This is a genomic window from Corynebacterium breve (assembly GCF_030252165.1).
GTDB classification, from domain to species: Bacteria; Actinomycetota; Actinomycetes; order Mycobacteriales; family Mycobacteriaceae; genus Corynebacterium; species Corynebacterium breve.
The window spans coordinates 2,314,688-2,327,922 of the sequence record NZ_CP126969.1 but is presented as its reverse complement, the minus strand read 5'-3'; the positions used below and the strand labels follow the sequence as shown (position 1 = coordinate 2,327,922).

Annotated in this window: 12 protein-coding genes; 5 read left to right on the top strand and 7 right to left on the bottom strand. The window is 61.3% G+C overall.

From position 1 onward, the window contains the following. Positions 1-91: 91 nt before the first annotated feature. Positions 92-784, bottom strand: coding sequence for a hypothetical protein (locus QP027_RS11195; RefSeq protein WP_284824861.1), 693 nt, complete (start codon positions 782-784; stop codon positions 92-94). A gap of 3 nt (positions 785-787) precedes the next feature. Further along, a complete protein-coding gene (locus QP027_RS11190) occupies positions 788-1,735 on the bottom strand; it encodes an acrylyl-CoA reductase family protein (RefSeq protein ID WP_284824860.1) in 948 nt (315 codons plus the stop codon). 92 nt (positions 1,736-1,827) lie between these two features. Here QP027_RS11190 and QP027_RS11185 point away from each other — a divergent pair, with 92 nt between their 5' ends. Genes QP027_RS11185 through QP027_RS11175 form a run of 3 tightly spaced genes read left to right on the top strand, consistent with a single transcriptional unit; the run spans position 1,828 to position 3,069 of the window. Continuing rightward, entirely contained in the window at positions 1,828-2,331 is a 504-nt protein-coding gene (locus tag QP027_RS11185; protein WP_284827041.1) for a VanZ family protein, read from the top strand. Between the two features lie 52 nt (positions 2,332-2,383). Then, a complete protein-coding gene (locus tag QP027_RS11180) occupies positions 2,384-2,749 on the top strand; it encodes a YidH family protein (protein WP_284824858.1) in 366 nt (121 codons plus the stop codon). Further along, positions 2,746-3,069 carry a DUF202 domain-containing protein gene (locus QP027_RS11175; RefSeq protein WP_284824856.1) on the top strand — a complete coding sequence of 108 codons (324 nt, stop codon included), beginning with the start codon at positions 2,746-2,748 and terminating at the stop codon, positions 3,067-3,069. Before QP027_RS11180 ends, QP027_RS11175 begins: the two co-directional genes overlap by 4 nt. Here the strand turns inward: QP027_RS11175 and QP027_RS11170 are convergent. Then, positions 3,043-4,338, bottom strand: coding sequence for an IS1096 element passenger TnpR family protein (locus QP027_RS11170; RefSeq protein WP_284824854.1), 1,296 nt, complete (start codon positions 4,336-4,338; stop codon positions 3,043-3,045). The two genes, QP027_RS11175 and QP027_RS11170, sit on opposite strands and share 27 nt — an antisense overlap. A 157-nt stretch (positions 4,339-4,495) precedes the next feature. Here QP027_RS11170 and QP027_RS11165 point away from each other — a divergent pair, with 157 nt between their 5' ends. Next, positions 4,496-6,004 (top strand): gluconokinase, encoded by a 1,509-nt coding sequence (locus tag QP027_RS11165; RefSeq protein ID WP_284824853.1) that lies wholly within the window; start codon positions 4,496-4,498, stop codon positions 6,002-6,004. Here the strand turns inward: QP027_RS11165 and QP027_RS11160 are convergent. Beyond that, the gene (locus QP027_RS11160) at positions 6,001-7,467 is read right to left on the bottom strand and encodes a 3-oxoacid CoA-transferase (RefSeq protein ID WP_284824851.1); all 1,467 of its coding nucleotides are present in this window, start codon (positions 7,465-7,467) and stop codon (positions 6,001-6,003) included. The two genes, QP027_RS11165 and QP027_RS11160, sit on opposite strands and share 4 nt — an antisense overlap. A 159-nt stretch (positions 7,468-7,626) precedes the next feature. After that, positions 7,627-8,205 carry a TetR/AcrR family transcriptional regulator gene (locus tag QP027_RS11155; protein ID WP_284824850.1) on the bottom strand — a complete coding sequence of 193 codons (579 nt, stop codon included), beginning with the start codon at positions 8,203-8,205 and terminating at the stop codon, positions 7,627-7,629. A 93-nt stretch (positions 8,206-8,298) separates the two neighbouring features. Here QP027_RS11155 and QP027_RS11150 point away from each other — a divergent pair, with 93 nt between their 5' ends. After that, positions 8,299-9,477, top strand: coding sequence for an acyl-CoA dehydrogenase family protein (locus tag QP027_RS11150; protein ID WP_284824848.1), 1,179 nt, complete (start codon positions 8,299-8,301; stop codon positions 9,475-9,477). Positions 9,478-9,602: 125 nt separating this feature from the next. Here QP027_RS11150 and QP027_RS11145 read toward each other — a convergent pair whose 3' ends face one another. Together QP027_RS11145 and QP027_RS11140 are read right to left on the bottom strand one after the other, a co-directional pair. Continuing rightward, positions 9,603-11,798 carry a 3-hydroxyacyl-CoA dehydrogenase/enoyl-CoA hydratase family protein gene (locus tag QP027_RS11145; RefSeq protein WP_284824847.1) on the bottom strand — a complete coding sequence of 732 codons (2,196 nt, stop codon included), beginning with the start codon at positions 11,796-11,798 and terminating at the stop codon, positions 9,603-9,605. 8 nt (positions 11,799-11,806) lie between these two features. Beyond that, entirely contained in the window at positions 11,807-12,988 is a 1,182-nt protein-coding gene (locus tag QP027_RS11140; protein ID WP_284824845.1) for an acetyl-CoA C-acyltransferase, read from the bottom strand. Between the last annotated feature and the right edge of the window lie 247 nt (positions 12,989-13,235).

Below are 13,235 nucleotides of genomic sequence, written 5' to 3'. Positions count from 1 at the left end.
GTAAAGGCCGTTTTGCAAAGGTCAGTTTGCGGTGGAATGACGGAAAGCCCAGGACGCCAAGCACACCCAGCACGCCCAGGACCGCCACATCCTAGAACTGCGACAGTGCGTGACCGACGATGGTCTTTCCCACCGACGTAAGTGAGGTCGCGCCTGGCACAAACGCGTTGTGCTGCACTAAACCAAGGAGGTCGCGTACGTCACGGTTCAGCTGAGTGGCGTGGGTGGGGGCGGCATCGGTGGTGTCGAGAATCAACGAGCGGTAGGCCTCGTCGAACTGGGCTGTGCTGGTGCCCAATAGGGTCGCGGCCTGCGACGTGCCAACCAGCGCGCACAGCGATTCGATGGTGGCTTCCATGTGCTCGGTGCTGTTGAAGGTCAACGGCATCGCGGAGCAGATTACATCAAACAGCTCGGCAGGATTCCGTCGCGCGGACTCGCCTGAAGAAGTCAGTATCAGTTCAGAGCCCTGTAATTCCATCAAGCCAGTAGAGTGAAGCAACTCAACCAGTGATGGAATGGCCTCGGCGAAATCGCGAACGAAGGTCCACATGGCTGGGTGGGAGGCGGGGTCGTCGATAAGCATGCCTTGCGACGCAACTCCATTCAGCACCGGGCCTAACACCGAGGAAAGCTGCTCAACGGCGGCGGATCGTGAGGGCTCCGGCACTACGGCATAGGAGTCCAGGGATGCAGCGGCGATCAGGGGAGCCAGGCGAGGGAAGCCAGCGGCGAGCTGGTCGAGGGGCGACATGGCCAGCATGTCGTCGCGTTCAGTGGTCATGAATTAGAGTTCTACCACGGTGCGACCCTTGTGCGTACCGGCTAGCAAACTCTCGCCCACCTTGATGGCGCCTTCGAGGTCAACGGTGGTGGTCAGACTGCGTAGGGCGTCCAGATCGAGGGAATCGGAGAGCAACGCCCAAGCGTCCGAGCGCAGTTCGTATGGTGCATCGACGGAGTTGATGCCGACTAGGTTCACACCGCGCAGGATGAATGGGAGGACGCTGGCTGGCAGGTCGGCACCCGCAGCCATGCCACACGCCGTCACTGTGCCGCCCCAGCTGACCTGCGCCAACGCGTTCGCCAGCGGAACGGAGCCAACAGTGTCCACGACGCCGCCGAACCGCGCTTTTTGTAGCGGGCGACCAGGTTCGGCGAGTTCGGCTCGGTCGATGACGTCAGCGGCGCCGAGTTCGCGCAGGTAGTCGCCGTGCTCGTCGACACGCCCAGTGGCAGCGACCACGCGGTAGCCTTTCGCGGCAAGCAGCTGCACGGCGATGGAGCCTACTCCCCCGGTCGGCCCGGTGACCAGGACGTCGCCTTCGACGGCGCCCAGGCCGAGGACGGACAGCGCTGCGGTAAAACCAGCGGTGCCAATGGCAGCCGCGGTCCACGCATCGAAGCGTTCGGGTACCGGGGTGATCATGGAGTCGTCGATACGCATTTGTGGGGTGTACCCACCATGGCGACGCTCCCCGATTCCGTGGCCGTTGACGGTGACCAAAGTGCCAGGTAAGAGCGTTGGTGATTCGACGACAAGGCCGACGGCGTCAATGCCGGGCACCAGTGGCAGCGAGCGGACAACTCCGCGATCGCCGGCCAATGCCATTCCGTCTTTGAAGTTGACCGAGGAGTGCGAGAGGTCGATAAGCGTGTTGCCCTCGCCTGCGAACTCGTCGGTCGTTGGGGTGATGGTTGGACCGTTTTCGGTAACTAACAGGGTGGAAGTCATAACTCCACGATAGGTGAATTTGCGTAGATCCAACCGCAGGCCAGCGACCTTTCAGAACTTGCCCAGGCAATGTGACTAGAGTGATTGAAGTGATGGAATCGCAGCAATCGCAGAGACTGCCCCGCATCGCCACCGCACTCACCGCGGTGGCGATCCTCTGCTTCACCATGCTCAAAGCGCATGTCTCCCTCCCCGGCGTATGGCGTGCCGAATCCTATCAGCACCGCGAGCTGCGACCCTATCCCCTGCAGGAATTCATCGATCCCATCGTGTGGTGGGCGCCGCTGCTCAACGTCATCGGCAACACCGCTCTCTTCATCCCGGTCGGCTTCCTAGCCGTCACGCTTGCCTCGCCCCGTCGCCCACTTTTCACCGCGGCCACCACGGGTTTCGTCGCGAGCCTTGCGATCGAAATCGCCCAGTACGCGCTGGCCGTGGGCTATTCAGACATCGACGATCTCATCTTTAATACCCTCGGTGCCCTCATCGGTGGCCTCGCCGCGACCCGCCTGCACAACCCCAAAGCCTTCATCTGGCTGATCATCGTCGCTGCCACAGCCACCATCGCGCCGTTTGTCTACGCACTTTTTGCTTAACGACGACCACCCGACCCAGCACAGCGCCAGATCAGGGCTAAACTTGAGCACCATGAGTGATCATAGAAGCCCGCTCGCCCGAGCGTTCTTCCCCGACGGCGACGAACCCGACCCGCGCTTCACCCTGGCGAACGAACGCACCTTCCTCGCTTGGACGCGCACGTCGCTGGCCTTTCTCGCCGGTGGCATCGCGCTCGAAGCCTTCGAGATTCCGTCCATCGAGCCGGCTTTGCGCCACACCGCCGCGTTGATCATCATCATCTTGGGCATGTTCGTGGCCCTCGGCTCCGCGGTTCGCTGGGTACGTGTTGAACGCGCGCTTCGCCATGGAAGGCCCCTGCCGGTTCCAGCGATCGCACCCATACTCGGAGTGGGAATCGTCGGCGGTTCGTTAGTCATGATCGGCAGCCTTCTGTGACGATCCCCGTCTCCGACCCTGGTCTACAGCCGGAACGCACGAGTCTCTCCTGGCAACGCACGGCGCTGGCCATGCTTGTGTGTTCGGCTACCCTCCTGCGCTGGTCAGGGCACTATCCCGGGGTCGTGTTCGGTGCGATCGGGCTGCTTGCCGTGCTCTCCCTTGTTATCACTGTGACCCAGCGAAAGCGGTATGCCCGAGAAGCCCAGGGACTCGCTGAAGAAGTGGTTCCGCCCAACGTCAACGCGGTGCTTGCCATGACCATTGCGATGACCACGCTCGGTGCGATCGGGTTATACCTCGTCAGCGTGACGCTCTAGCAGCTGCGCCAAAAACCGCTGGCCAGCGCCTGTCATGGCATGCCCGTTGGTCGGCTGCAAAACGCCAAGCCCCACAAATACATCGGTGGCGTGCTCGGGATTTTCCAGCGTCATCAGCGACGAACAAGGGGTTCGCGTGCCAGTCGTGCCGGCGAGCCAGATCAAGACCCGCGGCCATTCGGCATCGTCGAAAGCTCGGGGCAGTTCATTGGCCAAGTGGGATACGAGGGCGGGGGAGTCGTCGACAAGCACTTGGCCCAAAGGGGAGAGGCGGACCTGTTGTGCCTGCTCCTGGATCAATCCGGCCGAGGTTAACACCCGGCGCAGTGCATGCAACGGACCCACGGCGGACTCGCGGGGTTGCTCAGTGCTGTTCGCAGGGTCCATCGCGATGCCCATCTCGTCGGCGATCAAGCGCACGTCGTGGGGGCGAAGTTGGCCGCTCTCGGTCAGGGACAGGCCCTCGGCGGCGTAGTCCAGCAGCACGGTGATGTTATGCTCCATCGGATCCGGGCCATCGTCCTCGATGAGGTTCTCTGAGAAGAACTCTGCGATGGCAGCGACTAGTGTCGGGTTGTGCTCTGGATTTGGGTCCAAGGAGAGGATTTGCTGCAGGTCGGGACGGCTTTCGAGGAAGCGATCGAACTCGTCGGCAAGCAATGGGGCGCGGGGGTCATCTGGCACACGTGAGGCGGCGTCGATCTGCATCTCCTCGGCGATGTAGGCGATGCGCTCGGAGATCGTGATGTGATCGGCGTGGGTCAGGCGCTGGAGGATGCGCTCGGGGCTCATGACCGGCAGGAAGCTAAGTAGCAGGGGGGCGACCTCCATGTCCGGCACCAGTCCGGCGGTGAGGCGGCGGGCTTCGTGGTGGAAGCGGGTCATCATGGTGGGGCCACCGCAGGCTTCGACCACGTCGGGGCCTTGGGCGTCGACAAGCAATGGGGTAGGCCCATCAATTTCGGAATGTCCCAGTGGCTCAATCGCCATATTCCAGTTCGCGGCGGAATCGTACACGTAGGTGGTGCGGCCGATCTCTGCGACACTAACGGTGCGCTCGTTCAGCTCGCCGGCACTGGGTGTCGGAGCGTAGACGTGGCGGGTTGGGCCCGTGGCGTCCATATACATATGTGTGGCCATACCCGAAAAACCAAAGGCGGCCTCGATGACATTCGAAAGTTCCCCTAGATCAGTCGAGTCGTCCACATTAATCAACCGCGACATTTCAGGCTTGGAGCCCTCCACGGTAATCAGCAACGAAACGATCATGGGACTAGGTTACGACCAAAACATTGAACGCGCGCGTCAAGTTTCGTGGATGGTGAATTTGCGCCGTTTTGCCGAAGCGCGTAAATCGGTATTCTCGCTGTAATAGGCTGGAAAACAAGTTAGGTAATCCCAATTAAACCGGAAAGGGAGCGGGACCATGACGGACGACAAGCCAAAGAAGATCCCCACCATGTCCATTCATCTCGGAGAATCCTCGGGGCCGTACGTGCTCGCCTTGGACGTCGGCTCCACCGCCTCGCGAGGCGGCCTATACGATGTCACCGGCTGCCCAGTCAAGGGCTCCAAGCAGCGCATTTCACACGAATTCACCACCGCCCAAGACGGCACCAGCGAGATCGATCCCGACCAAGTTGCCGAGGAATGCCGTGAAATCGTCAGCGCGATCGTCGACTTCGCCGCCGAGAACGCCCTCCAGATCAAGGGCGTGTGCTTCGATTCCTTCGCCTCCTCATTCTTGCTTGTCGACGACTCCGGCGCCGCTCTCACCTCCTGCGCCACCTACGCCGACTCGCGTTGTGCCCCGTATGTCGCCGAGGTGGAATCGCTCATCGACCCAGATGCCTACCACCAGCGCACCGGCGTACGCGTGCACACCTCCTACCAGCCCGCGCGATTCCTCTGGGCGCAGTCCGATTTCCCCGAGAAGTGGGATGCCGCTGCCAAAGTCATGACGATCGGGGAGTACGTCTACCTCAAGCTGGCCGACATCGAAGGCCTAGCCGTCTCTACCGGAGCGTGGTGCGGCATCGTCAACGCCCACACCGGCGAGCTCGACGGGGAAGTGTTGGAAGCCTGCAACGTCCCCGAATCCATGATCGCCCCGCTGCACTTTCCCGACGAGCCCGCCTACCCGGCCCAAACCGAGTGGGAAGCGCTCAATGGCGTTCCGTGGTTTCACGGCATCCCGGATGGGTGGCCGTCCAATGTCGGCCCTGGCGCCATCGACCCGACCACCATCGCAGTGGCCGCCGCGACATCGGGGGCGATGCGCGTGATCCTGCCCGAGGCTCCTGAGACGATTCCATCCGGCCTGTGGTGCTACCGCGTGGCCCGCGACCAGGTGATTCTGGGGGGAGCTCTCAACGACGTTGGCCGCGCTGTTTCCTGGCTAGAGCGCGTCGTGACACCAGTGGACTCTGGCGAATTAGCCGAAGTCCTCGCCGGTGCCACCTCCGAGCATGCCCCAGTGGTCCTGCCGTTTTTCTCCGGCGAACGCGCCACCGGGTGGGCCGCCGATGCCAAGGCCTCGCTCGTGGGCATTACCGACGACACCACCCCGCTCGACTTGTGGCGTGGCCTAATCGAAGGTCTCGCCGTGTCCTACGAGCGGGTCTACGAACAGCTCGATCTCGCGGGCGCCCAACCAGAGCGCATCATTGCCTCAGGCCGAGTGACCACCGATCACCCTCAGTGGCTCAACGTGTTGGCAGATGCGCTGGGCTGCGAGGTGATTCCGCTGGCGATGAAGCGTGCCACCCTGCGCGGCACCGCGTTAATCACGCTCGATGTCATCGCGCCGGGAATCCAGCGCGCGACTCCGCCATTCGGTGAACCGATGACCCCCAACCCGGCACACGCGGACTATTTCGACCGGCTGCGCACGCGTTTCGACGAGCTCTACAGCGAACTCGTTGCCGCAAACTAACCGAGGCGTACGGTGTAGTCGGCCTCGGTGTTTGCGGCCACGTCTTCCTCAGTCACGTTCGGTGCCAGCTCGGTGCGCACCAGCCCGGACTCTTTCACCTGGAAAACGCCGAGGGTGGTGATGATGGTCTGCACGACTCCCTTCGCCGTCAGCGGGAACGTGCACTCCTTGAGAACGCGCGACTCACCCTTTTCGGCAGTCGTATGTTCCAGCACAGCAATGACGCGGCGCGCTCCCTTCACCAGGTCCATCGCGCCGCCCATGCCCCGCATCTTCTGCCCCGGCACCGCCCAGTTGGCAATATCACCGTTTTGCGAGACCTCCAGCGCTCCCAGCACCGCAGTATCGATGTGGCCGCCGCGGATCATCGCAAAGCTTGTCGACGAATCAAACACCGATCCGCCCGGCAAAATCGTGACAAGCTCCTTGCCTGCGTTGATGGTATCGGGATCGATTTCATCCTCGTACGGGTAAGGCCCAGTCTTGAGGATGCCGTTTTCGGATTGCAGAGTGATATGCACGTCTTCCGGTAGGAAGTTTGCCGTGGCGGTCGGGATGCCGATACCGAGGTTGACGTATTCGCCCTCGTGGAGTTCTTTCGCCGCTCGGGCGGCCAGCTGCATGCGGGTCCAACCCTTGTCCAGCTTCCCCTTGTCCACAGGCTTGGCATCTTCCACGCCACGTTCGCGCACGGTGCGAAATACGATGACTTTCTCTTCCGCCTGTTCTGGGGTCAGCTGCAAAACGCGATCGACGAAGATACCTGGGACATCGATCTCTTCTGGGGTGAGCGAGCCGGCGGGGACCACATGTTCCGCCTCGGCCACGGTGACTTGGCCACAGCCTGCTGCGTCTGCATTGAAGTTTCCGCCCGTCGCGCGGAAGACAAGGTTTCCCTCGGTGTCCGCCTTCCATGCGCGCACCAGGACGAAATCTGCGGCGAAGGACTCCTCCAACATGTAGCGTTCGGTCTTGCCGTAGCGGGTGAACTTGTGGATCTCTACTGGTTCGGAGCGCTTGATCACCTCGCCGATTTCGTCGTAAAGCTGGGGGAGACCACCGTCGGAGCGAGCAGTGTCTACTCCCGATGCGGTGAAAAAGGCTGGGATGCCCGCGCGACCGGCGCGCATTTTCTCGGCGAGGGTGCCCTGGGGGATCAGGTCGATCTCAATTTCTCCAGAGAACATTTTGGACTGCAGGATCTGGTTGTGGCCGATGTAGAAGCCGCCGAATTTGCGTAGTTTGTTCGCCTCGATCAGAGTTGCGATGCCAATGGTGCCAGTCCCGATGTCGAAGCCAGGGTTGTTGGAGTAGACAGTCAAGTCCGTGAGATCGCTGTCGCGGATTGCGCGAATCAGCGTCAAAGGGGAGCCAACGGCGCCGAAGCCACCCATGACGATCGTGTCGCCGTCCTTCATTCCTTCGAGGGCTACTGCGGTGTCGGTGACTACTTTATTGACCATGAAAGTTGCGTCCTTGTGCTTGGCGTGCGTGAAGCATGACTACGAATCGCGGTTCGTTCCAATCAGGCTAACGCCGGCCAAATGTGATGCCAAGCACATTTAATTAATTCTCGTAATCTGGGCCACTTGATGGCGCAGAAGGGCCCCTCTGACCTGAGGCTATGAAGTGACCCCGAGTTGATGGAGCGCAAACTCCGCGTACATATCGCCGAGCATCTCCGGGGTGTACTTGCCACCTTCCGCGTACCAGATCGACACTCCCGTTCCCATGTCGATGAGCGCCCAGCAGGCTACCTTGACGTCGGTTGCGTGGAAAATTCCTGCCGCTGTGCCCTCGTTCACGATCGACATCCAGCGCGCCACATAATCCCGGCGCAGCTGCTTGACCACGTTCGATGCCGGTTCCTCCAGGTTTCCAATCTGCGTGTTTACTACCCGTGCGTGCTGCGCGCGAGTCGTGTGAAAAAGCACGTGTGTCTTCATGGCGGTGGCCAATTTGTCCTGCGGTGCAGTCACTCCGGCTAATGAACGTGCGTTCGCGCGCAGCATTTCTTCCATGCCGGAGATGGCCACTTCGGCTAGGAGCTCCTGTTTAGACCCGAAGTGGTTATACAGGCTCGACGCTCGCATTCCCACGGCTTCGGCGATGTCGCCCATCCCTGTTCCGTGATATCCAAGCTGGTCAAATAGGGTAAGTGCGGCTGCGGCGATCTGCTCACGGCGTTGGATGTTGGCCATCGTTCTAAAACCTTTCTCGGTTAGTCCCTTGACAAGGGGTGAGATGCCCATCACAATAACGACTAATAGCCATTCGTTCAGGGAGGAAAGCCCATGTCTCACAATCCATTCAACAATACAATTGACTTCTTCGGTACTTTTGACGACATCACCGCAGAAGATCGCGCTGCCTGGGCGCGCGCGCACAGCTTCCGCGATGTATGTCTGCCAGTAATCAACGAGTACTGGGACAAGGGTGAATACCCGACCGACCTTGTTGCAGAACTTGCAAAGCGCGACGTGCTCACCGACGGCCTCGACGTTCCTGGCCACGACAAGATGTCCGCCGTTGGCTCCGGCCTGGTCATCGCAGAACTCGCACGCACCGACGCTTCCATGGCAACCGCTGCGGCCGTCCAAGCCGGTCTGGCAATGCGCTCCATCGATTTCCTCGGCTCCCAGGAGCAGAAGGACAAGTACCTTGGCCCCATGGCAAAGGGCGAGCTGTTCGGCGCATTCGGTCTCACCGAGCCGGATCACGGTTCTGACTCCATCGCCTTGGAGACCACCGCAGTGCGCGATGGCGACGAGTGGGTCATCAACGGCGAGAAGAAGTGGATCGGCAACGGCGCAGCAGGCGGCATCACCGTGGTCTTCGCACGGATGGAAAACGGCGAGGTTTCCGCGTTCGTCGTCCCGCAGGAAACTCCTGGCTACGAAGCTACCGTGATCCGCGGCAAGCTCGCACTCCGCGCGATCCACCAGGCGCACATCGTGCTGAAGGACTGCCGCATCCCTGCAGAGAACCAGCTCGAAGGCGCACAGTCCTTCAAGGATGTTGCACGCGTCCTCACCGCAACCCGCACCGGCGTTGCCTGGCTCGCACTGGGCTCCGCGATGGCGTGCTACGAGATCGCAGCTGACTACGCTCAAAAGCGCGTCCAGTTCGGGCGCGAGCTGGCGAAGTCGCAGATCATCCAGCAGCGCCTGACCAACATGGCGGTGGACCTTAACCAGATGATGCTCATGTGCCGTCGCGCAGCAGCTCTCGACGAGGCGGGTACCCTCACCGGCGAGACCGCATCGATGACCAAGCTGCACAACACCCGTGCGGCTCGTCGAATCGCAGCAGAAGCTCGCGACATGCTCGGAGGAGTAGGCATCCTCTTGGAAAACCACGTTGCACGCCATTTCGCTGACGTTGAAGCGATGCACACCTACGAGGGCACCGACACCGTTCAGTCGCTCATCATCGGCCGTAAGATCACCGGCTTCTCTGCGTACAACAAGTAGTACAACAAGTAACGCTGAGCTAGCTCAATGCCCGTTGCCACCCGGCAGCGGGCATTAACTGATGCCGAAAACAGGCACGCAAAAACGGCCTAGCCACGAAGGGCTAGGCCGTTTCCGGCATAAAACTAGTTGCGCAGTGGCTTACGGGTCTTAGCCATGTGAGCCGTGCGCTCAACGTTGGCTGGCCAGCTTAGTACTGGGGCAACGAAGTCAACCTCACGCTCGCAGAACTCGTCGAAAGGCAGCTCGGTGATGCCCTCTTCAGTGGTGTACTGCTCCGCCAGACGAGCAACGATTGCATGATCGTTTTCCGTAGTGCCCTCGATCGGCCAACCTGCATCCAGCGGGGTACCGCCGGTGTAGAGCGACAGAACGGTATTAGGACGCGGTTCGTAGCCATCTGCCATCTTCTCTGCCTCTTCGATCGCGCGGGCAAGCACGTGGTCTGCGGAGAAGATGATGACGTCCTCGTCGCGCACGGCTGCAACGTCGCGCGCCATGAAGGCGTTTGGTGCAGGCTCTGCCTTTGCGACGAAGTCAAAGGCGCGCTGGTGGAAGTCAGCGTGGCCAGCGAGCTTGTTGCGCTCCAGCATTGCGACAGTGCCGGTCCAGCCTGGGTAAAGACCAACGTTGCGCTCAGGGAAGCCGATCTGTGCGTCCGCGTGAACGACGATCCGGTCGCACGCGGTGAGTAGCTCGCCACCGCCGCCAAGGGCCACACCGCGGACAGCGCCAACAATAGGGACAGGTGCGTTGCGAAGCTCACGCATGGTCACCGAGCCGTCGGTGATGAGCTTCTCGATTGCCTCGGTGTCACCAGATGCAGCCGCAGCCGCCATGGATGGCAGGTCGGCGCCGGCGCTGAATGCGCGTGGCTCGTCGTTGCCGATGACTAGGGCCTTGATGTCGTTGTGGCCGGCGGAGGCAACAGCTTCGCGCAGGAACGCCAGAGCGTCGGAGGAAAGCGAGTTGAGCGGGGTGTGCAGATCGAGGATGCCCACGCCGTTGTCCAGGACGTGGAGTGCGCCACCAGCGGTTTCGAGGACTGTGCGAGCACCGTCGCGGCGCAGGCTGGACAGGGTCACAACGCCTTCGCGCAGCGGGTGCTCGATGATCTGGCCCTGGGTGTCTACGACCTTGCCTTCCTCAGGGTAGAAGCCCTGGGTAGCGGCGGTGACCAAAGCTGGAGCATTGTCGCCGTAGGCTTCGATCAGCCAATCGTGGCCCACCTCGTCGGCAAGCTCGAAGATGCCCTTCTTCCAGCCGAAACCGAGCTTGAGGCCTTCGTCGATCAGGCTGACGTTGTCGGAGATTTGCGGAGCGATCTCACAGCAGTACGCGAGGGTGTTCAGGAAAACCTGCTTGGCAAAGCGTCCGCCAGGGGTGTCGGTGTTCATGACATCGCGAGGGTGCTTGTGGGAAAGCGCCTCGTCTTCCGGGGTCTTTCGTGGGCGGTAGGAGTAATCGTCGGTGATTACCTCGTCGCGGCCGCGGTAGAAGCCGCCGTCGCCGGTACGCCCAGTTAAGCCGCGCTCAACAAGGCCTTGAATGAACTCGTCGGAGCCAATCGCGTAGTCCTGCAGCTTGTCGTCTGCGGGCAGCGTCTTTTCCAGGCTGCCCCAGATTGGGCCGACCAGCTGCAGACCGATGTAGTCCATCAAGCCGAAGATGCCGGTACGGGGGATACCGAACGGGCGACCGAAGGCGGCGTCGGCAAGCTCGTAGCTGATGTTGTGCTCACGAGCGGCCTCGACGCCGGTTGCCATCCAGTAACAGCCGACACGATTGGCGATGAAACCGGCGGTGTCACGGCACTGCAGGGCGATCTTGCCCAGCTGCTGTTCGATAACGGTTTGGAGTGCGTGAGCGGTGTCGTCGTTGGTTGCAACGATCTCGACAAGGCGCATGACCTTTGGTGGGTTGAAGAAGTGGGTGATGGCAAAGCGCTCTGGGTTCTTCACACCCTGAACCAGCTGCTGCAGTGGCAGGGTAGAGGTGTTGGAGGTCAGGTAAGCGCCATCCTTCAGGTGTGGCTCAACTGCCTGGTAGAGGGAGTGCTTGGCTTCGAGGTTCTCGAAGATTGCCTCGATGACCCAGTCGCAGTCAGCGACCAACGCGATGTCTTCGGTGGTGCTTGCTGGGGTGACGCGTGCAATATGATCTGCGTGGTAAAAGCCGCGGCGCTTTGCCTGCAGGTCGATACCGCGCTGGGCACCTTCTTTGTCCATGTCGAACAAGATGACATCAAAACCCGCGGATGCGAGTAGTGCTGCGATGCCAGATCCCATGGAGCCGGCGCCAATAACTGCTGCTTTCTGCATTGTTTCTCCTAGGCTGCTTCGTTGTGGTTTGGGTTCTCGATGATGATGGCAATGCCCTGGCCGCCACCAATACACATGGTGACCAGGCCGTAGCGCAGGTTCTCGCGCTTGAGGGCGTACAGGATACGGGTGGTCAGGATCGCGCCGGTTGCGGATACTGGGTGGCCGTACGCGATTGCGCCACCGAATCGGTTGGTCTTTTCTGGGTCGAAGCCAAGAGCGTCGGACACTGCGAGTGCCTGCGCGGCGAATGCCTCGTTGGACTCGATGATGTCGATGTCCTCCATGGTCAGGCCAGCCTTGGCCAGTGCCTTTGGCACAGCTTCGACTGGGCCGATGCCCATGCGGGTTGGGTCGACGCCCGCGATGCCCCAGCTGACCAGGCGGCCGATGGACTGCAGGCCACGCTTGTTCATTTCCTCTTCGGTGGTCATGACGAGCGCTGCCGCGCCATCGTTGATGCCGGATGCGTTGCCCGGGGTGACGGTGCCGTCGGCTTGGAATGCCGGGCGCAGGGTGGCCAGCTGCTCAGGGGTGGTTTCGCGGATGTGTTCGTCGACAGCGAAGGAGCCTTTCTTGGTCTCCATTGGGGTGATTTCTTCGTCGTTAAGCCCAGCGTCACGTGCGGCTGCCGCGCGGCGCTGGCTTTCTGCAGCGAACTCGTCTTGGCGCTCGCGGCTGATGTTGTAGTCGGATGCGACGTTCTCAGCGGTCACGCCCATGTGGCCGGTGCCAAACGGGCAGCTCAGCGCGCCGGTGAGCCAGTCGTAGAGCTTGCCCTCGCCCATGCGCAGGCCGAAGCGTGCGCCCTTGACGGTGTATGGAGCGTTGGACATGGATTCGACGCCGCCGGCGAGAGCCACGGTCGCGTCTCCGTCCTGAAGCTGCTGAGCTGCGGAGACGATGGCTTGGACGCCGGAGCCGCAGAGGCGGTTCACGCCGAAGGCGATCGAGGAGTCCTTCATGCCGGAGCCGATTGCGATCTTGCGGGAGATGTACGCGTCGGATGGCTCGACAGGCAAAACGTTGGCGAAGACGGAAGAATCGATGTCTTCAGCGGGTACGGCCGAACGGTCAATAGCAGCCTTTGCTGCGGTCACTCCCAGATCGGTGAGCGAGAAAGATGCAAGTGAACCGCCGAACTTACCCACTGGGAGTCGAGCTGCGGACAGAAAGTGAATGTTTGTCATGGTGTGATGCGCCTCCATATACGAATGGTCATTAGCTTTTGTTGTAGCGTACGTCACATCGGTTCTTCGCGCAATGACATTTTCTTGCGGGTGTGCCCTATTCCTTGCGGTCTTGCCTCCACACATGCTTGTCGACGAGCCTGCGGGCGTTCGCCGCGGCCCCGTCACGCAAAAGCGCTGACCATTGTGCCCGCACTCACGGGGTACATGCGATGATGGATAGGTTGAATTCACCCCGCCGTCAAGG